Consider the following 26354-nt stretch of genomic DNA (forward strand, 5'->3'; position numbering starts at 1 on the left):
AGCGTGCCGACCGTCGCTCGCATTTTTGCTCTCGCGCCACGTGCTCAGGCAGAAAAAATAGAGGGTTTGACAAAAACGTTCATAGCAACGAATCTTAGACACTCTATTTGCCGTTTATCCTCTGTTTGGAGCAGTAAAGCCTGAAATAACGTTACCCAGCTTCGTTACATTTTGAGAAGGGTTATTTTTACACAAATAGCGATCATAGGCTTCGTTATACAATTTCGTTCACGTTCTGAGTCACATTTTCGATCTAAGCCCTGTAGCGGAATACATTCATGAACAAGAAGCATGATCAAGCCATAGATAGATAAGCTGAGTGTAAAAGAGGATGAAGATCCGTTCAGCAGCAACAAGAGCGAGAAAGAAATAAACTAGTTTAACTGGTAAGTGAAAGTGACAACTGACACTGAGCCTGAACAGATTTGTGGTCAGGTTAGCGTCTTTTGGCGCAGTTTGGCAACCGGTGGGCATACCCCAGGAGCAACCCCTACCCTTTGGACGGGGTGGTCATGATTTTTGGAAGCAGGAGAAATGTACAGGAGAAATATGCTGGAGAAATATGCTGGAGAAATGTGCAGGAGATATGTTTACTTACGGCGAATTTTTGTATGGAAAGGAGGGGTTTAATTGACTATACATGCGGTTCTTTTTGATTTGGATGGAACACTGTTAGACCGTGACTCATCACTATTAAAGTTTGTCAGAGACCAATACCATCGTTACTCTGAGCTGCAAATCGTTGACAAAGAAGTTTTCATCCAACGTTTTATCGAACTTGATCATCATGGTAACGTATGGAAGGATAAAGTATATCAGCAGATGATTGAGGAGTTTTCTATTAAAAACATGGATTGGACTTTGCTTTTAGATGACTACATAAGAAATTTCCAGAAGCATTGCATAGGATTTCCAAACTTGTTAAGTATGCTTACGCAGTTAAAAAACCATAACCTAAAGTTAGCATTAGTCTCAAACGGTTTTGGACAATTCCAATATGATAATTTCAAGGCGTTACACATTGAATATTTATTCGACGAGGTTTTAATATCAGAATGGGAAGGGCTGCGGAAGCCTGATAAAGCTATTTTCAACCGTGCATTGACGAAACTTGGTGTAAACGCTGAAAATGCTCTCTTTGTTGGAGATCATCCGGATAACGATATCCGAGCCAGTCGTGACGTTGGAATGAGAGCGGTTTGGAAACGGAATAGTCAGTTTGAAACGGCTGTTGAGGCTGATGCAGTCATTGACGACCTGGAGGAATTAGTTCATATAGTATTACATAGTAGAAAATGATGAAAATGAAACCTATGTCTTGGTCATAATAAAGACTGCCGGCAGTAGCCGACAGTCTATGCAATTTTTTAAACAGTTTGAAGTAGACGTATTATTTCACCGTCTATGACTTCTTCACTAACTTTTTTAAACCCTAAAGATTCATACAACTTTCCCGCAATTTGATTGTCTGGCCGATGTCCAATCATTATTCTTATACCATGTGAAACACTCATAAGCTGAATCAAAGCTTCCATTGCCGCCTTACCATAACCTTTGCCTTGATGCTTTTCGTCAATCATTATGGCAGGAATCCAATAGTTATCATCCTGATCTGGATTCGTACAAAATACGAGAAAGCCGACTAGAACTTCTTCTGAGTAAATAGCACGCAATGCAAAATCATCAACATATTTTGATTCTGCAATCCAATAAACCACAGGTGCAGGAAAGACACTAAGCTGCTCTGGCTTAACTTTAAGCTGGGTACATTCATACCAATTCTCAATAGACACTGGCTTTAATACAACTACCATCCGAAATTCCTCCCAAATTTTACTCCGCAGAGGAATTCATCCTCTACGATTATTTCGTAACCTTCCTTAACAAAATTGCAACATGGATATTCTTCATACCACATCACTCCTCTCGAAAGTAAAAACTCCAACTTAGGCTATTCGTTCCATGATTTGATATATCCTTCTTTTAAAAATATCGCTGACGTGAACAATTATTTTCAATTCCGTTTCAAACTTAGATAGTTTCTTATATGATTAGTGCATCGAATAAAAAAGGCGAGCAATCGTTAAATACATTTAAGCATAGAGGTGATACCATGTACGAGCAATTAACCGTCTATTGTTTATCCAAAAAAGGAGCCGTTCAGGATTATCCGTTTGGTCCGGATCCGCTGGTCATGAAGGTAGGAGGCAAAATGTTTGCGCTGCTTGCCAAGGTTAACGATGACAAAGAGGTGCACATTTCGCTGAAATGTGATCCCGTGATTGCGGAGAATTTGAGGGAGCAGCATGAGTGCGTTCGCCCCGGATATCATTTGAACAAAAAGCATTGGAACACGGTCATCGCGGACGGGAGTCTTCCCATGGGTGATTTGGAAAAGATGATCGACCATTCCTATGACCTGGTGCTCGGCACACTCACCAAAGCGGCACGGGAGGCCGTTCTCCTTAGAATTGATGGGAAGTAAAAAAAACAATTAAAAAAATTTATTTGCTTAGGCCTTCCTTTTTCGATTATAATACTGAATAATTGTTCAGTATTCTGAAAGCGGTGACTCAGGAATGAATAAAAAGAAGCGGCAAAGCGAGCAAACCAAGAAGAAGATGGCCGATGCCGCTAGAGCATTGTTCGTACAGAAGGGCTACAAGGCCACATCGATCGAAGATATTGTGAAGGCAACCGGTTGCAGCGCCGGCAACATTTATTATCATTTCAAGAGCAAGGAAGGCTTGTTTCTATATTTGATTGATGAATGGAACCTGGAATGGGAAGAGACATGGCTAGCGAAGGAGCCGCTTTACCCGACCACAATCGATAAATTGTACGGTATGGTTGAGCATTTAGCGTTTGATCAGCTAAACCATCCGCTGACGAGGGCCGCTGACGAGTTTTATAACAACTCGGAGAAAGCTTCGGACGTGGAGGAGCGAATTAACGAGATCGTTAAAGGCTATCTTATTTTTAATCAGCAATTGCTGCAAAAAGGGATCGACAACGGCGAATTTAACAATACAAATGTGGAGGGTTTAGCGATCATCCTGGACTGTCTATTGATCGGTTTAAGCCAGCATTCGCGAAATATGGATCGGCGGGAAACGCTCGAGGCTTACCGGTTGGCTATGGATGTGTTTTTGCATGGGATCGCTAAGTAATCGAGATTATCTTTTTTCTATATTGCAAAAAAATACCCACTTAACCATGGTCTGACTTATTAAATTACGTCGATAGACGTTTTTCTTTTTTCATCATTTTGAATGAATATTCAGTATGTTTGCATACAACTTTGGAGGAATTTTGTATGGGGTTATTGTTGAAAAATCGGGGTGCGGTACTGATCCTGATGTTTAATATTTTTTTGGTTTTTATGGGGATTGGACTAATTATACCGATCATGCCCAAGTTCATGAATAGTTTAGGCATTGGCGGGAGTACGATCGGCCTGCTGGTGGCCACCTTTTCGCTGACGCAGTTTCTATTTTCGCCGCTGGCCGGCCGGCTGGCTGACTCTTACGGAAGAAAGCGGATGATTGTCATCGGCATGATCGTGTTTGCTTTCTCCGAAGTGCTATTTGGGTTAGCGAGTGCTCCCACGCTACTGTTTGTTTCCAGGATGCTGGGCGGCGTTAGCGCCGCAATGATCATGCCGGCCGTTATGGCTTACGTAGCAGACATTACGACGCGGGACGAACGTGCAGCCGGAATGGGTTATATTAACGCGGCCATTACGACAGGTTTTATTATCGGGCCTGGCATCGGAGGATATATCGCCGAGTTCGGCATCCGCGTTCCCTTTTATGCTGCGGGAGCTGTAGCGCTTATAGCGGGCTGTATTTCTATGTTTGTCCTTAGGGAGTCATTATCTGCAAAAAAAGCCTCATCCAGCTCATCTGCTCCAGTTGCTTCAACGGATAAAGGCAGCAGCTTTCTATCTCAATTGCTTCAATCCTACCGGGAGCCTTTTTTCTTAAGTTTGATTATCGTATTTGTCATGTCATTTGGACTAGCTAATTTTGAAACGGTCTTTGGACTGTTTGTTGACCATAAATTCGGGTTCGAGCCCGGGGATATTGCCTTTATCATTACATTCGGCTCGATCGCCGGCGCTGTGGTTCAGGCTACGGCCTTCAGCTGGATTTTGAAGCGGTTTGGCGAGAAAAACGTCATCTCGGTATGCCTTTTATTCGCGGGTGTTTTCATTCTAATGACGCTCTTTGTACACAAGTTTTGGTTGATTTTTGCCGTTACTTTCATCGTCTTTCTGGCGATCGATATCCTGCGTCCAGCTATCGGTACCCAAATGTCGAAGCTGGCTGCGGATCGGCAAGGTTATGTTGCAGGCCTTAATTCAGCATATACGAGTCTTGGCAATATTGCCGGACCGATTCTGGCTGGATATTTGTTCGACATAGATATCAACTATCCGTATACTCTCGCATGTATCGTTTTGCTTCTTTGTTTTGGCTTGTCATTAAGGGTGGGGAAGCGAAATGAAGGGGCAGTCTCCTGAGTATCGTTCAAGTGTAATTTAATATCGTCAAAGAACAGAACAAGCAAACCGTTGCTAGATTTATTGCTCTAGCATCATAAAGCAGCTAAAAAGAACGCCAAGGATTTTGTCTCCTTGGCGTCTTCTAGTCTAATCATCGGTGCAACTTTATATTTACGATCGGTCATTCTGAACCTCCTGCACAATTCGCATGATCTCTTCTTCATTATATACCAAATCGTTGTCTTCCTCGGCTTCCCTTAAATCATTGTGCTCCTCAAGTACTGCCTGTTTTCTTTCTTCCCAGTTGATAAGGGTAGTTGTTGATATATAAACGGTAAAGAAAGCAGGATGAGAGATTTTCACATAAGCCGCATGCTTTCTTGCAAAATGAACTGTTACCAAATTGTTACGTCTTTTATAGTAAACTATTCCCTTGAACGATTCAATTGCATGACCAGCTAGGCAGCAGCAGTCCAATTAACATGATGTACATAGGTCTAAAAAGATGGATTCGTATGCACGATTTCATCAAATGAATGGGTCATGATTTCAAACGAAACTATGGAAAGGAGCTGTAAGATGAATAGGGCAGCTGGGAAGTGGAGCTCTTTGCTGGCACGTATATTAGCCTTGACGCTTGTGCTAACCCCCATCTTGATAAGTATGGCAGTGCCTTTAACGGAGGCAAATGGGAGTAGAGGAAATGATTTGAGAAGTAGTTCAAGGAATGCAGATGTGACTGTTACTGAAAATGTCTATGAGAATAGTCCGTTTGCTTTACTAAACTCCCAAAGCTCATTTGATTTTTCCAATATTAAAAAGAGCAAGTATACTGTCTCGGGAAGTCGTTTAGAGATTGGTATAGAATGGGCAGAGGGACATGATTTTGATATTTGGTGCGGGCAGGCAAACTCTTACGAAGCAGATTGTGATAATCACGAATTTCAAGTTGATCTTGGTAATGGGAAAACGATAGATAAGATTAGCTCTATCGACATGTGGGAAGAGTATTTGACGATTCATATAGAACTTGGTGCATATACTATCGAATGTAATCAGGTGATTATGATTAGTTATCAACCAAGCGGAAGAAGTAGTATGGGGGATCCACCCGATGTTCCCTTCTCTATAGAAGTATTGCCAGTTCTGGATTGGCATGATCAATATGATCTGCAAATTAAGATTGGACAACAATATTTGTCTTACGTTGAGTTTATGGATAGCTTGAAAAACTTGAACTTACTCGAGTGGTATCTAACTTATATCAATGATTTACGGGTTAGTGAGGATGGTCAGCATCAACTTGAGTTTAGAATAAAGCCTAAGTTAGCATGTCTGCCTAGTCAGGTAGAACATACCCTTGATTTAAAGATTTACACCACCGATCAGTCTTCTCTCAAGCTTACACCAGACCAGCTAAAATTTGCTGAAAGTGATTCAGACAGTCTAACCCTAGCCTTTACTAGCGAGAACAACTCTGATTACCAAGAGTTCTCAATTGTAGCCGCAGATGATGAATGGGCGGAAAAATCTAGCATAGCATTCATGTATCTTATTGTAGAAAGTGAAAATAAGAGTGTTGAGAACATTGGAGACCTTGGGGATGCTACACCTTTTCTTGTTTCAGCAATATTTTTAGAAGACAACGATGAAGTGATTCAAGTGCAACCAAGCCCCTCCGTTATCAAATCGAATGCTCTGCAAAAGTTTTCTTTTTCCTTAAAAGCACCTCTTGATGAAGTTAGCGATACCTACGTCTTAGTCACCTTACAAGGAGATAAGGGCAGGCTGCTAGATCCTTCCTATGCTGAAGAAGGCAGTGCTAAGGGCGATGTAGAGGGATTTGTTAAAGATTATATCTTATATAAAATTTCTCACGATACATGGGGGACAGAGGAATATACCCTCTTTGTGCAAACGATGGACGAAGGGAATGCCAATCTTCACTTTCTGACATTTAATGATGAGTTTCTAAATATAATAAGTCATTCTTTTGACAGCTTATTTGCTAATGGACAAAAGTATCTTAGTGGACAATTTCCAAAAGTTACTGAATTCAATTTTAATTCTCCCATCAATTGCTCTGCAAACCAGGATTGTATTTTGTCACTTCTCCCCCACTTTTTACTTTTTCATTTGGTAAATGAATGGGTGGACTCTTTTACGGACTTGGATGATTTTCTTACTGAGATGAGGCAAGAAGGAAGTCAATTTAATACTTTTATCTCTCATTACCCTTTTCCGGATGAGTTTAATTTCTTTCAGCTTTTCGATGATATAGGGGGCATCGAGTATACAATTATTAATTATATGCAATTTAAAATAAGAGACTCATCTGATCCTTATTTAGGAATTAAACATACCGAGAGAATTGAGATCAGGCTAGCTGAGCCTAAGCTCAGTGGGTTGTTGATTGGCCTGACACCTGCTACAATGAGCCCGATATTGGAAAACGACGAATTACAATATACGTATGCGATCACCGATGCCGGGACGAGCACTGTGTATATTCAAGCAATAGCTGACGAAGCGACAAGCTTGATAACAATCAACAATGTAGCGTCAGGCTATGGTTCGGTGACACAAGCGGTTTATTTGGAGGAAGGAGTCACCTCGATTCCGATAGAGGTTTACGCCAACGGAATTACTCGAACTTACGGGATTACAGTTACCATGAATTCGGAGGTAAATCCCGTTCCTCCTTCAGATGGCGATAACTCAGGCGATGGTGGTACCCCCGATCACGGCGGCACCCCAGGAAGTCATTCGGGTAGTGGTTCTAGCAGTGGTACGACACCGCGGACACTAGTTTCAACGAGCAATGGCAAGATCAGGATTCCAGTGGGTAGTGCTGGTGTAACGAAGCTGCAGGATATCATTACCGTATCTATCCCTGTTGGTGCAGCAGATCAAGAACTCATAATAACCATAGAGGAACTGCTCGATACAGCCCACTTGGAGGAAAATGGGGAGGTACTTGCAAGTCCGGTCTTTGAACTACTTAGCAATATTTCGGGCAACTTTAACAAGCCTGTCACCTTGACGTTCAAGTATGACCCTTCTAAAGTAGAGAATGGGCAATCCCCTGTTATTTCCTACTATGATGAAGAGAACAAAACGTGGGTTAATATCGGTGGTCAAGTGGACGGCGATACGATTAGCGTAGAAGTGGAGTACTTTGCGAAATTTGCCGTATTGGTAATTGATGAAGAATCAGTGCCAGAGATGCCAAAGGAAGAAATAACGTTTACCGATATTAGTAGACATTGGGCAGAAGCTCAGATTAGACAAGCGGTAGAACAAGGCATCGCCAACGGCTATCCTGATGGCACATTTAAGCCGGATAGCGCGGTAACTCGCGCGGAATTTACGCTTATGCTAATGAATGTTATAAAGCCAAGAGGTGAGGGTACTGAGTTTCGCTTTGGCGATGTACAAGAAATTGGCACGTGGGCACAAACAGCGGTAGCACAATCCGTAGCCGCAGGGATTGTTACAGGTTATAGCGACGGCACATTTCGGCCAAATGCGAACATCACCCGTGCAGAAATGGCGGCAATGATCGCCAAAGCACTCAAGCTAGAGCTTGACACCAATGTGTCAACCGGATTTTCAGATGACGAAGCCATTCCGCAATGGGCGAAGGGCTCGGTCGAAGCGATTCGTGAGTTTAGCATCGTTAATGGCCGCGGCGAGAACCGTTTCGTTCCGGACGATACGGCAACGCGGGCAGAAGCAGCGGTGATGCTGCTTAGAATGTTGGAAGTCAATCAATAGAGCATAATACCCACGCGAAGGTACCTCTAAAGGGACCTTCGCGTTTTTGATCAGGAAAGCATTCGAGATTCAGAGGTAGAATTTGATTTTATGCTGTCTAATTCAGATTTATAAAGTACCGTATTTCTTCTTTATCTGCGTAGAACCCAACCGACTCGTATAGAGACAAGGCGGACTTATTTGTAGTTAATACCATGAGGCTAGCAGATTGCAGCTGATTAACTTTGAGATATTTCAGGCCTTGGGTGAGCAAAAACTTGGCAATGCCGCGCTGTCTCCATGGTTCGCGGACAAAAACATCCTCTATGACACCGTGCTCTGTTTCTTGCCATGTCATCAGTCCGCCAACAATAACGTCGGATTGACGTATGACCATGGACGTCCATAGCTTGTGATTTTTGTTTTCAGATAACCGATTAAGACCTATTGGAGTGTCAGGCCAAATTTCAGCATCTACGTCAAGGTAATCTCTTTCTTCGTCAAATGTCTCCATTTTCCAGTGTGAGAATTGAAGATCCTCCTGTAGCTTAATCTCAGGAATCGGTTCATTCAAATCTCGATTCATGCCATACAAACTATTCAGATGAAGGTATCCTTTTTGCATAAAAAATTGATTGTTTGCTGTTTCTGCTGAATCATTACCTACGCAAAGCATTGTTCCATACTCTTTAGGTAATGTTTCCTTTAATTGATTTGCTCTTATGAAAAGATACTGATAGACGCTGTCGAGTAATACAATGTCATTTTCTCTTTCGGGAATGGTTTTAAGATTAACGTATATGGAGTGATTATTCTCTTTTGAACGGCCGGGGGGTACAACATTAATGATGCTAACTTGCCCCTTTGCGATCATTTTCCCATCTTCAAATGCGCAATAAACGTTACTCCAATTATCCTCGTCCCCGACCCACCAAAAGATTGCATTTTCTTTTGCTATTACTGATTGGTACAACTTGCCAAGTAAAGGCATGTCTCTATTTTCGAAGTTACGTATAACAATTTCTGTTGATGATTGGCTCAAATTAATACCCCTTGTCTTTTATTACCATTCACGGTAACATACCTTCAATATGCATCAAACATAATTTTTAACTATAATTATTGTTTCCCACATGTATGTAATACTGTTTTTACTTTAAAAGAAAGAGAGGAGCGGGCGGGCGCCCATGTTCGATATTCTTCTTCCTGATCAAGATGATCGGCCTCTATACCAGCAACTTTATATGCTGATCCGTGATCAAATTAGAAGCGGAAGTATCGCTAACGGCATGCGGCTGCCGTCTATTCGCGCATTGCAAGTACAGCTCAATATTAGCAAAACGCCAATAGAAACGGCCTATCACATGCTAGTGGCAGAAGGATACGTGGTTAGCATCCCCCGTTCCGGGCTGTACGTGGAAAGTTCACATAAGCCATTCACTGCAGTTCATCATGTGGAAGACAATGGCTTTCAAGGTAAAATCACCTCCAATATGCCCAAACGGACTCCCGTTCCGCCCGCTGAATTCATTGATTTCGATCCCACAGCCCTCGCTCAGCATATATTCCCAGCACGAATATGGAGCAAAACACTAAAGGAAGCGCTTGAGAATCATTTGGACAGGGTTGGAAAATACGGGGATGCTCAAGGAGAATATGAGCTGCGTCTCGCGGTGGCCGACTATCTTCGAGCATCCAGAGGGGTGAACTGCCTGGCGGAACAAATCATCATCGGGTCAGGAATGGCTTATAGTATTGGCATCCTAACTAAATTGTTAAGGGATATTCACCGGGTTGCTATTGAGGAACCGGGATACAATCTAGTCCGGGATCAATTCGTGCTAAATGGATGCAGCATATTGCCGATCCCGTTAAATGATAAGGGGATTTCATTGACGGAGCTAGAAGCGAGCGAGGCACAGTTGGTTTACGTTACGCCATCCCACCAATTTCCGACAGGGAGTATTATGCCGTATCCTGAACGCGAACGCCTGCTTGAGTGGGCAGCCGCACGAAATGCGTACATTATCGAAGATGACTATGACGGAGAATTTCGATATCTGGGCAAACCGATCCCTTCACTGCAAGGCTTGGATAAGCATGGAAGAGTGATCTATATCGGAACGTTTTCGAAATCCCTGACGCCCGCTTTGCGCATGAATTATATGGTAATACCGCCTAAGTTGATCGCACAGTTGTCCGCGATGCCGCACGAGTTGATCTTTGCCCCTTCGCGCTTGGAGCAGTGGGCGATGCAGTCTTTTATCGAGCAAGGTCATTGGTATCGGCATATACGCAAAGTACGCAATTTGTACCGGAAAAAGCATCAACACTTAATCAAACTGATTCAGACTCATCTTGGCTGCCACGTCGAGATCACGGGACAAAACGCCGGACTTCACATTCAGTTAGCCGTAAAAAAGCCCAAGACGCCGGAAGAATTGGTGTCTTCGGCGGCTAGAGCAGGAGTCAAGGTTTATGATTTTCAAAAAATGTGGATGCATCGGAAACAGCATTCAACGGAATATCCTAAAGTATACCTGGGATTTGCAGGTTTAAGCTTAGCAGAGATGGAGAGCGGAATTCGTTTATTACAGGAGGCATGGTTTGAGGATTAATATCTGTTAAGCCGATGTTTGTATGAAAAGAATAAGAGATAAGCATTCATGTTATCCGGGAGATTAACTCTATAAATCCAAAGCAGTAAACAGCTCTCTAAGTTCTTGAATCATAACGTTCTGATATTCTTTTCCGGCAAGATAGAGCTTACCGATCTCCCGATATACATGCTGAATGTTTTTCTCATAGTCGGGATGTTGTTTATCTGGATGGCTGCTCTTGAACTGATCCATGACCGCTTGAATATAGGCGGGACGCGCGCCCCATCTGCCTAGGACCTCCCCGGATGTTTTTAAGAAAACTGCGATTGGCTGCGCTCGGCCTCCATTTGTCAGAAAGAGATCCATCGTATCCAAATGCTCCTCCATGATCAAGACTTCCGTTGGAATGCCGCTTTGCTCCATGACTCGAAACAGCACAGGCACATTCCAAATGACGTCTGGGCACCAATCCGTACACAGAATCAAACAATGGAGGCCTGAGAGTTTGTTTAAGGCATCGAAGAATTGCCGGTCATTTTCCTGTGTCCATGTAAAATTTTCATACGTTTGGATGAATAACTCTTTCGTATCTGGGATATTACTGAGCTCCATTGCTCGATTTTGCATGCTATCCATAAACTTCCTAGTGGATATACCTTGACCGATTTCGTGTTTTAGGTTCAAATGTTGTTTCATTCTAGTACACATCCTTTTTATGATAATTGGAATAAGATGAATATAAAACAAAACTGACCATACATAAATGGTCAGTTTTGTTTGTTTTTAAGAGGTCAGAAGGACAGGGGGGGGCGATCATAGTGTCGATCATTAGGAAAGAAGGTTAATTAAAATAATGGATACAAGTTATATTGCGGGAATGATCGATCATTAAAGAGCTAATAATAAATGATGGAGAACATGACCTGCTGATAATTTCTGTCAACCACTGGAATTAACTCCCTTAACAGGCTGGAAGCACATATTTTTTGGCGTGAAAAATTAATGTATACAGGAAGGGTTCAAAAGCAGAGGAAGGAGGACTTGAGATGAAATATATAATTGCTATTGCCGGATTGCTGGCCGTATTCGGACTCACCTATTTAGCGAGCAAAGACCGGGGCCGTATCCGTTATCGGCCGCTGGCGCAAATGATTATTTTGCAGATTGTCCTGGCGTTTCTATTATTGAACACGACGGTAGGCGAGACGCTGATCCGGGGATTTACCTCCGTGTTCGAATCGCTGCTGGCTTATGCGGCAGAAGGGGTTAATTTTGTGTTCGGAGGAATCGTGAATGAGGGAACGGTCTCGCAATTTTTTCTGATGGTTCTGCTGCCGATTGTGTTTATTTCGGCGCTGATAGGTATTTTGCAATATACGAAGATCTTGCCGTTTATTATTAAATATATTGGACTGGCGCTCAGCAAGGTGAACGGCATGGGCAAGCTGGAATCGTACAATGCGGTTGCCTCCGCGATTTTGGGGCAATCTGAAGTGTTTATTTCTGTCAAGAAGCAGATCGGGATGTTACCGGAGCGCCGTCTGTATACGTTGTGCGCTTCCGCCATGTCGACGGTCTCCATGTCTATAGTTGGGGCGTACATGACGATGATCGAGCCAAGATATGTTGTCACCGCGCTTGTGCTGAACCTGTTCGGCGGATTTATTATCGCATCGATTATTAATCCGTATACGGTGTCGAAGGAAGAGGACATTCTTGAGGTTAACGACGAGCATAAGCAATCTTTCTTTGAGATGTTGGGCGAATATATTATGGACGGGTTTAAGGTGGCGATAACGGTCGCCGCGATGCTGATCGGCTTTGTCGCCCTGATTGCCTTGATTAACGGTTTGTTCGGGAGCTTGTTTGGTATTACGTTCCAGCAAATTTTAGGTTATATCTTTGCCCCGTTCGCCTTCCTTATGGGCGTACCTTGGAAGGAAACCGTCGATGCCGGCAACATCATGGCAACGAAAATGGTGGCCAATGAATTCGTGGCGATGCTTGATCTGTCGAACATGACAAAAGAAGGTGTATTATCTGCACGAACGATTGGCATCGTATCCGTCTTCTTGGTTTCGTTCGCGAACTTTTCGTCGATCGGCATCATTTCCGGGGCCGTGAAGGGACTGCATGAGAAGCAGGGAAATACGGTCGCCCGCTTCGGCCTCCGCTTGCTGTACGGGGCCACGTTGGTCAGCGTGCTGTCGGCCACGGTTGCTGGTCTTTTCCTGTAAGGCATCGCAGCTTTTGTGCGATATGGAAGATGAAACCGAAATTACGAAATCATGATGCTTCGTCGGCCTGATCGAATTTGCTTTCTCGGCTCTTACCCAGAGGAAAGACGAACGTTTAATTGTGATCTCAATATCTATAGGCGTTTTCTGTCGTCATGGACACTTGGGAATCACCTGCCGCATAATGTACCAATAAACCTGTTCTCTGTTATGAGGGCAGGTTTATTGTTTTCCTGGCAGTAAGAACAATTTTAAAACGCAATTGGTTAATCATTCAGTCGAATAGGCAAATCCCAAATGGCAAATACTAATTTGAAACCAAATGAATCGTATTATTTCATTACACAAAGGAGATTAATGATGAGTAAAGTAGCTATCGTTACTGGTTCTGCTGGCGGATTAGGGAAAGGCATTGCGGAGAGACTTTGCAAAGATGGCTTTAAGGTGGTACTGCATGATATTAACGAAGCTTTGCTGAATGAGACGGTTTCAGAATTTAAACACAAAAACTTCAATGTGATCGGTGTTAAAGGCGATGTATCCATCCGGGAGGACCAATTTAATTTAGTTAAAACAGCCGTGGAGCATTTTGACCATATTGATGTTTTTGTTAACAATGCAGGTATAGAATCCGTTTCTCCATTTTTGGAAATTACAGAAGAACAGCTTAACCGATTGTTTAAAATTAATGTCAATGGTGTAGTTTTTGGTACTCAAGCAGCGGCGGAACAACTCATTAAGCAAGGAACAAAAGGTAAAATTATTAACGCATGTAGTATTGCTGGCCATGAATCATATGAAATGTTAGGCACATATTCTGCAACTAAGCATGCAGTGAAATCCTTCACACATTCTGCTGCTAAAGAGCTAGCTAAACATAAAATAAGGGTAAATGCCTATTGTCCTGGTGTGGCAAAAACAAAAATGTGGGACAGAATTGATGAAGAAATGGTTAAATATAGCGATGATTTAAAACCAGGGGAAGCTTTTGAAAAGTTCTCCTCCGGCATTGCGCTAAAAAGATTTCAAACCCCTGAAGATGTTGCTGATTTAGTATCCTTCTTAGCTTCTGATCAGTCTGATTATATTACCGGTCAAACCATTATTACTGATGGTGGTTTGGTTTATAGATGATTAGATTTATCTAAGATTTCAATTACAGGACCCCTTCATCGGAGAAGGGGTTTATTTTGTGCGCTGTTACTTTTATTGCCCTACGGCAAGCTAATGATTACCGAACTGAATATACCCTTAAAACCTACTAAAAAATACCCCTAAAACTCATTAAATTCAACTTTAAAGTCCTTCATAATAAGAACTAAGCTCAGAGCAGGAAAGTGGATGAACTGGTTATCCAGTTCCACAAACACAAACGGGATGGATTAAAAAGGTGTTCAAGCTAAACCCAAATATCTAAGGGGGGATAAACGGTGGATCTACCATTATGGCTTCAAAGTGCGATTCAGGAAAGGCTGGAACGTGTTATGTCTGGAATCGAACGCCGCCCTGAACTGCGTAAGCTTCGTTCTGAAGAAGGCTCGGCTTTTGAGGCTATGTTTTCTGGCACGGATCGAACAATGATTCCGGGGTTTATGGATTGGGAGGACAAGCATCATCATAAACGGGGAGTAGAAAATGAGCACTTATACATACAGGGGCTGAGAGACGGAGTACAGCTTGCTTTTACAATGCTGGTCGATCCGATTTCCGATTTCGACAAACATTGATTGAGTGACTATGATTTACCATATACTCAATTGATGATCCGCATGATAGAATCAGTAATGCACAACCTGTTGAGACGATAAGGCTGCAGAGTTGATTCTTAGAGAGATTGGACGGAGTAATGAATGAAGCAAAAAATTACCGATATGTCCTCACTTATTGTGGGGGCTTTCTTGTTTGCACTGGCCGTGAATTTGTTTGTCATCCCCAATGATTTGGGCGAAGGCGGGGTTACGGGGCTGACTATCATTTTCTACTATTTGTTTGGCTGGTCGCCAGGGCTGATGAACCTGATCCTGAACGGGATTCTGCTCATTGTTGGCTACAAGTTCCTGGATAAGAAAACAATGCGCTACACAATTATTGCTGTGGTGCTTAATTCGATATTTCTCCATTTGACGGAGGGCTGGAGCATTGATTCCAATGAGCTGTGGATCAACACGATCTTCGGCGGCGTATTTGCCGGGGCTGGGATCGGCATGATTGTTCGCGTGGGCGGTACAACTGCGGGGAGCGTCATTCTGGCGAGGATCACTAATAAATATCTGGATTGGAACATCAGCTATGGGCTGTTGTTTTTTGACCTGATTGTAGCCTGCTCATCCGTGTTCATCATCGGAGCCAAAGGTTTGATGTGTACGATTGTATTGCTGTTTACCGCCACCAAAGTGATGGATTTTATCATTGAAGGACTCAATCCCAAAAAGGCAGTTACCATCATTTCTAACAAGCAGGATCAAATTGCACGTCAGGTGGTTGAGAAGATGGATCGCGGGGTAACCGTACTGTCCGGCTATGGCTATTATACGAAGGATTCCAAAGAAATTCTGTACATCATTATTAGCAAGAAGGAAGTTCCTATGCTCAAAGAAATTGTACGCGCCGAGGATATGAATGCATTTATTACGATTCAGGATGTCCGCGATGTCTTCGGGGAAGGCTTCCTTGAACTATCCAAGTAGCGACAATGCGTTTCATTGTGTAGAAGTTTATCCGATAAAAAAAAATCAATTGGTACAACACGTAAAAAGCCGCTTCCCCTCATTCAAAAGGGTTAAGGCGGCTTTAAGCTTTACTCTAATGGTTTCTGGTTTAGGCTATCTGTTAAACCCAATCCCACTCCAAGCGACTGCGCTTTCTCCACCCAGTAGGCTGCGGTTGCGATATCGAACACGGCCATTCCCATCGGACAAAATAAAACAGATTCCTCGGCTGCAAGATTTCCCAGAGCGTCCCGGAAAATGACGTCAGCCAGCGAATGTGTTTCGTCCTTTGCAAGTCCGCGTTCCAGGTGCAGCAGCTCGATATCGGTATTTTCGCGGCACACCTCATCCCAGTCATCGACGACGATGGCCTTTACATGCTCCAGAGCCGACGCTTTGTAATCGCGCAGCGACACATGAAGCAGCAGGCTGCCGGCAAGCGGCGGCAGGTCGACGTAACGATGATCGCTAACGGTACAAGTTATGATGACGTTGCAGCTGCTGTATAGCTCCTGCCAGCTCTCAGCTAACTGTGTGCGGCTGCGATAGCTTGCATCTGCATCCTGTATAACCGGCGTCCCCAGCTTAGCGCCTCTAATATCGTAGATGAGTACCTCATCAATAAACTCTCCGAACAGCTTTCCGCACATGTCATAATGATGCTGTCCAACCGGCCCAAAACCAATGATGCCAACCCGCAGCCGCTTTGCGGCAGGGTGCGCCTGCAAATAATGACGCAGCATAACCGCACTCACAGCAACCGTTCTGGCCACGCTCGGCAGCGGAGAGTTCAAAATAGCGTAAGGAACGCCCGTATCGGGCTTATTCAGCAATAGCACGCTATGCGCTCTCGGCAGCCCGTTTAACATATTCCCGGGAAAACTGGCGATCCATTTCAGGCCTGCTGCTTGCACTGTTCCCCCGACATAGGCGGGCATCGCAATAATCCGGTTAGCCGGATTGCCGTAGCGAAGGTAAGGCTTAATGGGCTGCGCATAATCGCCTGAATCGATGAGCCGCAGCGCCTGCACGATGCGGCCCTCCAGCTCATCCCAATACAACCCGATAGCCTGTAGATGGGTATTATCCAAATAAAGCATGGGTCTGCCCCTTTCTATTTTCAGAGATCACATTTATCAGAGATCGCATGACGAAGAATCTGCGTTTAGATGCTGAGTCACCCATTCATCGTTGTACACCGTATCCATATAACGCTCGCCGCGATCATGGAGAATAACGGCACATACCGAACCAGCCGGTATTTTGTCGAGCAAAGCTTCTTTAAGAGCATATACGACCGCACCGGAAGAGGGACCGGCGAGAATGGCTTCATGCTGTACAAGCATGCGACAGCCGGCAACCATATCGGCTTCATTCACCTGAATAGCGTGGTCCATAAATTTCGTTTCACTGAACGGAGGCGCAATGCCGGCGCCAAGGCCGGGGAAGAAACGCTTGCCTTTCGTTCCGCCAAGAATGACGCTGCCTACGGCATCGACAGCGACGATTTTAGTATCCAGCTGTTGCTCCTTGACGAAGGTAGCGCAGCCCAGCATCGTCCCGCAGGTGCTGACGCCGCCTATAACATAATCGACCTGCCCCAGCTCGGCGACAATTTCCCGCATCGTTCCGTCCCTATGCGATAAATAGTTGTTTTCATTCCCGTATTGGTTAGGCCAGAAGCTGTTCGGGATACGCTGAACGAGCTGTCTGACCCTGTTCAGCCTGGCCGGAAGGAACTCGCCGGTTTCGGGGTCAGGCTGCTGCACCAGTTCGATTTCGGCTCCATAGGCCCGCATGATGCGGATATTTTGAGCTGTTGTTTTTGGATCGATAACGCTTATAAAGCGCATACCGAGCCGGGAGCAGATGGCAGCCAGGCTGATCGCCATATTGCCCGAGCTGGATTCAATAATAACCGAGCCGGGACCGATTAAGCCTTGCTCCAGCGCTGCCGAAATAATACGCACAGCAGGGCGATCCTTGGAGCTTCCGTTCGGATTCAGCATTTCAAGCTTGGCATGGACGGCAATGCCGCGATCGTTGGCGAAGAGGCGGGAGAGCTGGACAAGCGGGGTGTTGCCGATACAAGAAAGCCAATCTTTGCTCATGGATGACATTACGCCTCCTAGTTATACAGTTTTTTGGATTTCACGGAGCCTTGCCCTTGGTGAAAATGCTCACTTTCTTTCACACGTATAACCTCAATACGATCCAGTATACGGCTGTCAATCATCTGCCCGATAGCTTCTATCGAGTGCTCAATCGCATGACGGATGGAGCTCAGCAGCTCGTTATTGAGCGATTCGCTGCGAATGTGGACGGTCAGCTTGTTGTCGTTTACGCTGACGCGCAGCTCGGCATCCTTGACGAAGGTATGCACTACGTTCTCGATGTCGTACAAGCTGATTTTCTCGCCATGCTTGAGCTCGCTGCCGATTCGCTTGGAGATGCAAGCGAACGCCTGCCGCATCTTCCCGTCAATCTCTACGGTGCGGAAATCTCGCACAACATCGTAGGTGACAAAACGGATGGCGGGGAACAAGCTGCGTTTGCTGGAGGTTAGTACGAGCACCCCCTCGTTGTCTGCCAGCGGCTCGAAGCGAGGATCAAGCTGTTCGGCGCGTACCGTTTCCGCGTGGATCCCGTCATCAAACAGATAAATGCCATGCTGGTGAGAATAGGAGGCAATCGCGCCTACCTCGATGGAGCCAATCGTATCGAGAATATCGTGTACACCTATGCCGAATCGCCCTGCCATATTGGTCTGCCAGGCGGGTGAAGCCAATTCTCCGACGAGAATGATTCTACGGATCCCAAGTGACGCGGGATCCCCGGCGGCTCGGGCGATGGCTTCCAGAATGGAAGGCATCGTGTAAAGCAGCTCGGGCTTGAATGCTTTAATCCGGGCGATATGCTCTTCAATGGGCCTGGAGAAGGAAATCGACTCTGTCTGCAGGCCAAGCTCGTGAAAAATCGTATGGGCCGTGCTTGCCGCATGACCGGTGCCTACATCTGCAAAAGCCCTGTGTATCTGTAAGGGGCTGAATGCAAGCCACGTACGGTAGGAAGCCAATTTGGCAATCCTATAGTGCTCTTCGTCTTCTGGTGAATAATAGATCGATTTACGTATGCCGGTTGAGGTTCCAGATGTCCGGTAGACGGTAAGGCCAGGCTCTGTTCGCGGCTCCTGCTCATAATAGATCGTATTCAGACGTTCCTCGGTCAGGAGCGGGAGTTCGGACAAGACCGCAGCATGAGGCAGGATGCCCTGCTCTGCAAGCAGCTCGCCATAGGCGGGATGTAGTTGAATAATACGGGCTAACTGCTGTTGAAGCGAAGGGGTGAGCGCCATATCGCTATTAAGCCTCCTAAACAAAGTAGTGGACGCAGCCTCTTCTAGCTGCTAGTCAATTAAGCATATGGCAAATCCTTTCGTCTCGTGCCGACAGCGGCCTACACCATTTTTTTTGTTTGGAACGTATGCTAGGAGTAAACGAGAAATGGAGGGGTTAAATGAGATACCGTAAGTTCAATAAATGGGGAAATTACGTAATCATGCGAAAGGATAAAATGCTGCGGAAGCATATGCCGAAGACAAGAATCGTCACGCAGAGGCAGTTACTCAGGATGCTCTTGCAATACGGAATGATCTATATGAAGCCGGATAGTGGGCAGCAGGGACGAGGCGTCATGAAGGTTGAGATGCGCAAAGGCAGAAAGCGGAGATATGTATACCAGCTTGGCGTACGCAAGCAGACATTCGCAACCTATCACCAGGCCTATGCGTCCTTACGCAAGAGGATGAAGGGCGAGCGGTATGTTGTACAGAAGGGAGTTTGGCTGCTTAGACATAGAGGGCGTCCATTCGATATTAGACTCATGATCCAGCGAGCACCTCGAGGCGGGTTCAAAACGACCGGTACATTTACCAGAGTGGCCCACCCCCGCAAAATCGTAACGAATGGAAGCCAGGGCGGCTCGATTTATGCAACAGATGTCGTATTGCGCAAGTTTGCCAGTCCTGCAAGGCGCAGGAAATTGTATCGCCGTATGAACATTTTGGCCCACCGAACCGTCAGGCAGCTGCGGCACGTGAGCCCCGGGATTAAGGAACTCGGCCTGGATTATGCGATTGATCGCAACCTGAAGCCGTGGATTCTGGAGGTGAACTCGAAGCCGGGTATATCCCCGTATACGCTGCTGCGGGATAAAAGCATAGTCAGACGGATCGTCAGATACGGCAAAGCGTACGGCAAAAAATATAGTCTGGTCGTTAGAAAAGCAAAACGCGGCACATAGTCGTTCACATTCACAGCATAGAAGCCGTTAGTTTTAGTGGTTCGTCTAACAGGCTTCTATGCTGTATATACTCAACGCGAATGCACCTTCTCACCCTGCACCCACACCTCGCGGATATGCTCAGGTCTAATCAGATACATCATTTTTTGAAACACGTCGTCTAAATTCTCATTTTCATTAAAAATCGGTAATTTAGCGGATGGCAGCTTCGTATCGACAACTTGTACATCCCAGGCATAATTTTCTTCAATCCGGCCAATGGGCAGGCTTAAGCTTTCGCCGCCGCCGGCAGTAGCCAGATAGAATGCTTCATGGATCGTAATGCGTGATCCGGGTACGCCGCGATCACTGGCCGGGAGGGAGGTATTCACGCCATCCTCCAGCATCCTTGAAGAGATGACCGCTTGTCTGATGTTATCGTACAGGCTAGGCGAGAAGCCTCCAGAAATATCCGAGCCTAGTCCGATTTCCACGCCTTTAACCTGGAAATGTGCGATCGGAATGACACTATTAGCAAAATACGCATTTGATATGGGACAATGGGCAATGGCCGTTCCTGTCTCAGCAAATAAATCCACGTCGTGATCATCTAGGAAATTGCAGTGGGCCATGACGGATTTATCACGCAAAAGGCCAAAATCATGCAAGGCAAAAGCATCGTTCTTGTGGAAGCGATCTTGTACGTAACCGTGCGCCCAGTCGCTTTCGCTGCAGTGCGATTGAACATAGGCATCATATTTGGCGGCCAGCTCCCCCAAGCCTTTTAGGGCTTCGTCCGTACAGCTTGGTATGAACCGCGGCGTCACTACCGGGTAAACGCCTTGTTTTGTGGATTTGGCTAACTCCTGAACAGCAACAATAAATTGTTCGGTATCCGCAAGCGCTGTGCGAGTGTCAGCGTCGCGATAATATTCCGGATTCTGCTCGGGATCATCCATGACCACTTTGCCGACGAGTCCGCGCTGGCCTTTGTCCGCACATATTTCAGCCAGCAACAAGCTGGCTTCTTTATGCACAGTTGCAAAATATAGCGCCGTAGTTGTTCCGTTTCCGAGAAGGGTGCTTACCACGTCGTTGTACACTTTTTTCGCAAAATCCAGATCCGAGAATTTAGACTCCAGCGGGAAGGTATACGTATTAAGCCAGTCATAGAGCGAGATGTCCAATGCTGTTCCAGACTGAGCCCATTGCGGGGCATGGACATGCAAATCGATAAAGCCAGGCAAGAAATACTGGCCGTCAGCCAGTCGATGGAAGTTGGGCATGCCTTGGTAACGATCAAGCAAAAGCTGATAGTCGGAATCTTCGGGCGCGGCGATTTTTGCAATGATCCCCTCCGCATTAATGCAAAACAGATAATCCTTAAGGATTTGAATTTCTTTAGGGGACTTGCTGGAAAAAGCGGTGCCTTGAAATATTTTCATATAATTATCCATAAATACCGCCTTAATGTACGTATTTTAAATGTATTTTGTATTATAATTCGGGGAACAGGGGAAGTCTATGATCAAAAAACGGATATTTTTGACTCGGCTCCTAATCATATACCGGGACTTTCTGCAAATCATGGTTCATACTTTTGCTATTTAATGATAACCTTTAATTAATGGCTAGGCTTATCAAAGATGGCGAGGGGCCCGGGAGCAATAACGTATAGAAAAACGGATATGAATATAAAATGGAGAAGATGAGAGATTAGAATTACATATAGATTGTAGTGATAGTTTAAGCCAAAAAGGAGCAAACAAAGATGCAGTTCGCAAAAAGAATGGATCGGTTTGGTGAAGGCATTTTCACTAAATTATCGGATATAAAACGCAGCAAGTTGGAACGTGGAGAAACGGTGATTGATCTGAGCATCGGCACGCCGAATATTCCGCCGGGCAAGCATATCATCGAAGCTCTATGTACGGCCGCTGCTGATGAAAGGAACTACGTGTACGCGCTCAGCGACCAAAGCGCTTTACTGGAGGCGGTAAGCGACTGGTACCGGGATCGATATGAGGTGGAGCTGAACCCCAAGACGGAGATTTGCTCTCTACTCGGTTCACAGGAAGGGCTGGCGCATATTTCATTGTCCATCGTGGATGAGGGGGACGTCGTGCTGGTGCCGGATCCCTGCTATCCAGTGTTCGCAGACGGTCCGCTGCTGGCGGGAGCGAAGCTTCACTATATGCCGCAGAAAAAAGAAAACGGCTATGTGATCGACTTGGAGGATATTCCTGAACATGTCGCGCGGCGGGCCAAGCTGATGCTGGTGTCCTACCCGAATAACCCGACCAGCGCTATGGCGCCGGACAGCTTCTATGTTGATCTGATCGCCTTTGCGAAGAAATATGATATCATCGTTCTTCATGATAATGCTTATAGCGAATTAGTGTTCGATGGCAAAAGCTGCGGCAGCTTTCTCTCCTTCCCTGGTGCGAAAGAGGTTGGCGTTGAGTTTAATTCCTTGTCCAAAACGTATGGGCTGGCGGGGGCAAGAATCGGTTTTTGCGTGGGAAATGAGGAGGTTGTCTCCCGCCTGAAAATACTGAAGTCGAACATGGATTATGGCATGTTTCTGCCGATCCAGCAGGCAGCGATCGCCGCGATAACGGGGGATCAAAGCGGCGTGGAGACGACGCGTAAAGCTTATGAGCGCCGAAGGGATATTTTGTGCGATGGCTTGAACGCACTCGGATGGAAAATAGATAAGCCGGAGGCAACGATGTTCGTCTGGGCGGCGATTCCTTCCCATTACGCGACATCCGAAGAGTTTGTCATGGACATGGTTACCCAATCCGGGGTCATCGTCACGCCGGGCAGTGCCTTCGGCCCTTCGGGCGAAGGGTATGTGAGAATGGCGTTGGTTCAAGAGGAAGAGAACCTGATGCAGGCGGTAGAGGCGGTTCGCCAAAGCGGGATTTTAAGTGCATAGTGTGCGGAGTGGCCTGAGGGGCCGCTCTTCTTTTTGTATAGAGCATGAATTGACCAAATGATTGGGCTGTTGCCTAGAACAAGAGCAGAGCCACGGGTCTGTTATAGTCGGCACAGTAGGCCGTTTCTAAGGCGTTTTTAACATTAGTGCAGCAGTTGAATATTGAAATTTAGGTGTGTATGTTATAATAATGTCAAGGAAAAAAGTTGGAGGGATGAGCATGATCCCGAGAAAGATCGATCGGCAAACAGCAAGTACAATTAAATCCATGCTTCAAAAGTTGAACGTCAATGATTCACGTGTATTAATTGATTTCGATAAGGAAACAGTGGAATCCCAAGATAGTGATTTGTTCTATCGATGATCTTTTAGAAGCAGCTGGAGCTTTGTCCCCAGAACGCGCTAAGGAGTTTCTTGATGAGGTGATTCAATCACGCGAGGAATGGGATGGATGAGTAAGGGATATTTGTTTGATACGAATATCGCCATTGCGATTTTATGTAACTCTGACATGGATTTCGCGCAAAGCGAACTCAAGGTTCAGAGAGTAAATATTTAAATTTAATATGGATAGGTATTAAAAAGCTTAATCCCGAGTGAATCTCTTCAGATTTTACCGGGGTTAAGTTTTCTTTTGGCGGTTTAATTTGAAAGCGGGACTTCGACAGGTCAGTTCGTTTGATATCCGTTGTTTCGTACATTCGGATTGTGTGAAAATATAACCGATTGGGTTCATTATGAACCGATCTATGAATGACTGCTTAATAGGTAAGACTGAGTAGAACGTCGGACTTTTCGCCTTAAGCGTAATCCACTGAAGCGGGAGCGCCTTAAGGAAAGGCGGCGTTTTTTCAATGCCTAGTAATTTCTCTATCTGCCTGATAGGGGATGACTATAGCGAAGGGTTTTCAAATCGTCTATACTGATAAGATCAATTTACTTCTTAGGGAGTTGTCTAAACGAGCCATGATGAAGAAAGAAATCGCGCATATACGCAAGCAATTTAAGCTGGATCACGATATGCTGACCATTTACGACATTCTCAACGTGTATATCATGAAGGAAAGCAACGAAATCTATCATTGGGAGCGGCAGCCGTTTGCCCTGTTGGACAGAGAGAAGCAGGAGCTGCATATGGGCAATTTCAAGAAGCTGCTGACGGGTGAATTGGATCAGAAGTTGTTCGAGCTGAAGTTTCAGGAGGAAGAAGTGGAGGAGCCGACTCGGGTGCTGCTTCACCAGGCTTTGGTGACAGGTGATCCGGAGGAGTGGCAGGATCTAATGATGCTGTTGGTGGACAAAATGCTGGCGGATGTCAAATATGAGCGGGATACGGTAATCACGTTCGTGCGGGGACAATACTACCAGCCATCCAAGAGCAGAAATATAGAAACCGAGGAGAGCGGGAAGAACGAAGTGTTCGCGCATCCGTTCATTCTGTGCAGTGTGAATTCCACAGAGCAACAGAGGAAAACTCTATTGTTTGATTATGTAGAGAGAGAATTCAAGTACAATGTCAATGTGGACCCTATCATCAAGTTGAGTTCGCCGGAGCAAGGGTTCTTTTATCCCAGCGTGACGGACGGTTATTCCGATGTAAACCGCATTCTGTATTGTACAGGGAGAGCGAATGAACCGAATTCGCATTTCATCGAACAGGTCTTGAATGGCGAAAGATCCGTGACAGCACTGGAGGAGAGAGCCATCTTCGAAGACATCGTGAAGGAAGTGGCGGGCGAACAACTGGACGCGACTACCCTAGCTCATGTATATGAGGAAATCTATCGGGTAATTGAAACCCATGAGGAGATGGAAGAACCTCCGAAGCTGGATTATAAAGATTTGGAGCAAGTGCTGACCGTAAGTGGTGTAGAGAACGTGACGACTGAAAAAGTGGAACGGGCGTTTGAAACGATCGTCGACGATAAGCACTATGAATTGAAGGCGAACAGTGTTATGCCGAAGTTTACGTCAAAATCGATTAAGATTGATACGAAGATCGCCACGATTTCGGTTAGCCCGCAGGATTTAAAATATGTGAGGCAGGTAAATTATCAAGGGAGACGATGTATCCTGATTGAGGTTGACGAAGATGCCGTCATCGAAGGATTTACGCTCAGTACAGAGACGATATAGGAATCGATCGTTTGACCCTGTTGGTGGCGATTGATACGATTCGCCAAAAATGGATATTAAACGTGCACTATCCAGAGTGGCCCAAGGGCCACTCTTTTCTTGGGTATAAATGGTAAGGGGAGGCCGTGGTCCCCTCGTATTTTAGTAGAGCGTAGGGATAGGTGGACATGAAACTGCGTTAATCAACTCGGGGGAAAATCCGTAGAATGTCCAGAATGCACCCGTCCATCGATATCCAGAAACCTCACCATACTCCACACGTGTTGGATAATACCAGAAGCTGTCTCCATTCCATAGCCAGACATAGGTGTATTGAAATACGCAGTCGATGATGTAAGAGACATAAGGCTTCGGCGGGACATAATTGGGGGGAGGGGACAGAGTCTGAGCGATTGATCTTTGAGAGCTCGGCTGAGGTTTAAAGGTCAAATGAATACACTCCTCGTATGGGATTGATTAATTGGCTGATTGGCTGTGCAATCAAAATCTTTATTTCCAGTTCATTGATGTTTCCGTATATGTTATGTAGGTGAACAACCAAATGATTGGGCAATTGCCTAAATCATGACCACCTGTCCAACGGGTGGTTTGCTCTTTGGGGTATAACCCCCTGTTGCCAAACTACGCCTAAAGACGCTAGCCTGACCACAAATCTGTTCAAGCTCAGTGTTATTTGTCACTTTCACTTACCAGTTAAACTGGTTTATTTCTATCTTGCTCTTGTTTGCCATCCAAGACCATTCCTTTCCCAGGGCTTTGATCGAAAATGTGACTCAGAACGTGAACGCAATTTTATAACGAAGCTTATGATCGCTATCTGTGTAAAAGTAACCCTTCTCAAAATGTAACGAAGCTGGGTAACGTTATTTCAGTCTTTACTGCTCCAAACAGAGAATAAACCGCAAATAGAGTGTCTGAGATTCGTTGCTATGAACGTTTTTGTCAAACCCTCTATTTTTTCTGCCTGAGCACGTGGCGCGAGAGCAAAAATGCGAGCGACGGTCGGCACGCTGCTATCCGTGGGTTGGGTACCACATGTTATGCCTTCGTCAAGGAGAGCTTTTGCAAGCTAGAAACGCACGTTCAGTTCTTGGCAAACCTAGTGCAAACGAATCACGCATATTCTCTCCCGAACCTTCGTTTGCTCCCGGGCCTCGTGCTCCGGCGTGAGCTTGTCAAGTGCCTTTC

The 26354-nt window shown here is 45.3% G+C and carries 22 protein-coding genes; 14 read left to right on the forward strand and 8 right to left on the reverse strand.

Annotated elements, in window-relative coordinates; genetic code table 11:
- The first annotated feature begins 630 nt into the window (after positions 1-630).
- On the forward strand, positions 631-1299 hold the full coding sequence (locus tag G358_RS0128685) for an HAD family hydrolase (RefSeq protein ID WP_019640698.1): 669 nt from the start codon (positions 631-633) through the stop codon (positions 1297-1299).
- 68 nt (positions 1300-1367) lie between these two features.
- Here the strand turns inward: G358_RS0128685 and G358_RS31075 are convergent, their stop codons facing one another.
- A complete protein-coding gene (locus G358_RS31075) occupies positions 1368-1814 on the reverse strand; it encodes a GNAT family N-acetyltransferase (RefSeq protein WP_019640699.1) in 447 nt (148 codons plus the stop codon).
- 299 nt (positions 1815-2113) lie between these two features.
- Between G358_RS31075 and G358_RS0128695 the strand changes: the two genes are divergently transcribed.
- The 3 genes from G358_RS0128695 (at position 2114) to G358_RS0128705 (ending at position 4525) form a co-directional block, all read left to right on the forward strand.
- Entirely contained in the window at positions 2114-2485 is a 372-nt protein-coding gene (locus tag G358_RS0128695) for an MmcQ/YjbR family DNA-binding protein (protein WP_019640700.1), read from the forward strand.
- 94 nt (positions 2486-2579) lie between these two features.
- Complete coding sequence (locus G358_RS0128700; RefSeq protein WP_019640701.1) at positions 2580-3170, forward strand: TetR/AcrR family transcriptional regulator; 591 nt, start codon at positions 2580-2582, stop codon at positions 3168-3170.
- A gap of 146 nt (positions 3171-3316) precedes the next feature.
- On the forward strand, positions 3317-4525 hold the full coding sequence (locus G358_RS0128705; RefSeq protein ID WP_019640702.1) for an MFS transporter: 1209 nt from the start codon (positions 3317-3319) through the stop codon (positions 4523-4525).
- A gap of 153 nt (positions 4526-4678) precedes the next feature.
- Here G358_RS0128705 and G358_RS0128715 read toward each other — a convergent pair whose 3' ends face one another.
- The gene (locus tag G358_RS0128715) at positions 4679-4909 is read right to left on the reverse strand and encodes a hypothetical protein (protein ID WP_019640704.1); all 231 of its coding nucleotides are present in this window, start codon (positions 4907-4909) and stop codon (positions 4679-4681) included.
- 177 nt (positions 4910-5086) lie between these two features.
- Here G358_RS0128715 and G358_RS31995 point away from each other — a divergent pair, with 177 nt between their 5' ends.
- Positions 5087-8284 (forward strand): S-layer homology domain-containing protein, encoded by a 3198-nt coding sequence (locus G358_RS31995; protein WP_019640705.1) that lies wholly within the window; start codon positions 5087-5089, stop codon positions 8282-8284.
- Between the two features lie 97 nt (positions 8285-8381).
- Here G358_RS31995 and G358_RS0128725 read toward each other — a convergent pair whose 3' ends face one another.
- Positions 8382-9305, reverse strand: a complete 924-nt coding sequence (locus G358_RS0128725) for a GNAT family N-acetyltransferase (RefSeq protein WP_019640706.1) — start codon at positions 9303-9305, stop codon at positions 8382-8384.
- 145 nt (positions 9306-9450) lie between these two features.
- Between G358_RS0128725 and pdxR the strand changes: the two genes are divergently transcribed.
- The gene (gene pdxR / locus G358_RS0128730) at positions 9451-10881 is read left to right on the forward strand and encodes a MocR-like pyridoxine biosynthesis transcription factor PdxR (protein WP_019640707.1); all 1431 of its coding nucleotides are present in this window, start codon (positions 9451-9453) and stop codon (positions 10879-10881) included.
- Between the two features lie 69 nt (positions 10882-10950).
- On the opposite strand, the gene G358_RS0128735 is transcribed toward pdxR, so the two are convergent.
- A complete protein-coding gene (locus G358_RS0128735; RefSeq protein WP_026342522.1) occupies positions 10951-11559 on the reverse strand; it encodes a thioredoxin family protein in 609 nt (202 codons plus the stop codon).
- A 350-nt stretch (positions 11560-11909) separates the two neighbouring features.
- On the opposite strand from G358_RS0128735, the gene G358_RS0128740 reads away from it, so the two are divergent.
- The 4 genes from G358_RS0128740 to G358_RS0128755 all read left to right on the forward strand — a co-directional run bounded on the left by G358_RS0128740 (position 11910) and on the right by G358_RS0128755 (position 15787).
- On the forward strand, positions 11910-13100 hold the full coding sequence (locus tag G358_RS0128740; protein ID WP_019640709.1) for a NupC/NupG family nucleoside CNT transporter: 1191 nt from the start codon (positions 11910-11912) through the stop codon (positions 13098-13100).
- Positions 13101-13460: 360 nt separating this feature from the next.
- Positions 13461-14234 carry an acetoin reductase gene (locus G358_RS0128745; RefSeq protein WP_019640710.1) on the forward strand — a complete coding sequence of 258 codons (774 nt, stop codon included), beginning with the start codon at positions 13461-13463 and terminating at the stop codon, positions 14232-14234.
- Positions 14235-14530: 296 nt separating this feature from the next.
- Positions 14531-14827: a hypothetical protein gene (locus G358_RS0128750; protein WP_019640711.1), complete on the forward strand. Its 297-nt coding sequence runs from the start codon at positions 14531-14533 to the stop codon at positions 14825-14827.
- A 123-nt stretch (positions 14828-14950) separates the two neighbouring features.
- The gene (locus G358_RS0128755; protein WP_019640712.1) at positions 14951-15787 is read left to right on the forward strand and encodes a YitT family protein; all 837 of its coding nucleotides are present in this window, start codon (positions 14951-14953) and stop codon (positions 15785-15787) included.
- 110 nt (positions 15788-15897) lie between these two features.
- Here G358_RS0128755 and G358_RS0128760 read toward each other — a convergent pair whose 3' ends face one another.
- From G358_RS0128760 to G358_RS0128770, 3 genes are read right to left on the reverse strand one after another with little or no spacing between them, the layout of a single operon-like run.
- Entirely contained in the window at positions 15898-16908 is a 1011-nt protein-coding gene (locus tag G358_RS0128760; RefSeq protein WP_019640713.1) for a hypothetical protein, read from the reverse strand.
- Between the two features lie 36 nt (positions 16909-16944).
- On the reverse strand, positions 16945-17919 hold the full coding sequence (sbnA, locus tag G358_RS0128765) for a 2,3-diaminopropionate biosynthesis protein SbnA (RefSeq protein WP_019640714.1): 975 nt from the start codon (positions 17917-17919) through the stop codon (positions 16945-16947).
- Between the two features lie 17 nt (positions 17920-17936).
- Complete coding sequence (locus G358_RS0128770) at positions 17937-19163, reverse strand: phenylacetate--CoA ligase family protein (RefSeq protein ID WP_019640715.1); 1227 nt, start codon at positions 19161-19163, stop codon at positions 17937-17939.
- Between the two features lie 161 nt (positions 19164-19324).
- Here G358_RS0128770 and G358_RS0128775 point away from each other — a divergent pair, with 161 nt between their 5' ends.
- Entirely contained in the window at positions 19325-20110 is a 786-nt protein-coding gene (locus tag G358_RS0128775) for a YheC/YheD family protein (protein ID WP_019640716.1), read from the forward strand.
- A gap of 71 nt (positions 20111-20181) precedes the next feature.
- Here G358_RS0128775 and guaD read toward each other — a convergent pair whose 3' ends face one another.
- Positions 20182-21546, reverse strand: coding sequence for a guanine deaminase (guaD, locus tag G358_RS0128780; RefSeq protein WP_019640717.1), 1365 nt, complete (start codon positions 21544-21546; stop codon positions 20182-20184).
- A gap of 314 nt (positions 21547-21860) precedes the next feature.
- Between guaD and G358_RS0128785 the strand changes: the two genes are divergently transcribed.
- The 3 genes from G358_RS0128785 to G358_RS0128800 all read left to right on the forward strand — a co-directional run bounded on the left by G358_RS0128785 (position 21861) and on the right by G358_RS0128800 (position 25166).
- Positions 21861-23030, forward strand: a complete 1170-nt coding sequence (locus G358_RS0128785) for an aminotransferase class I/II-fold pyridoxal phosphate-dependent enzyme (protein WP_019640718.1) — start codon at positions 21861-21863, stop codon at positions 23028-23030.
- Positions 23031-23250: 220 nt separating this feature from the next.
- The gene (locus G358_RS34190) at positions 23251-23394 is read left to right on the forward strand and encodes a hypothetical protein (protein WP_019640719.1); all 144 of its coding nucleotides are present in this window, start codon (positions 23251-23253) and stop codon (positions 23392-23394) included.
- A 602-nt stretch (positions 23395-23996) separates the two neighbouring features.
- Positions 23997-25166, forward strand: a complete 1170-nt coding sequence (locus tag G358_RS0128800) for a DUF4317 domain-containing protein (protein WP_019640721.1) — start codon at positions 23997-23999, stop codon at positions 25164-25166.
- Positions 25167-26354: the final 1188 nt, after the last annotated feature.

The sequence above is a fragment of the Paenibacillus fonticola DSM 21315 genome (assembly GCF_000381905.1).
Classification (GTDB): domain Bacteria; phylum Bacillota; class Bacilli; order Paenibacillales; family Paenibacillaceae; genus Fontibacillus; species Fontibacillus fonticola.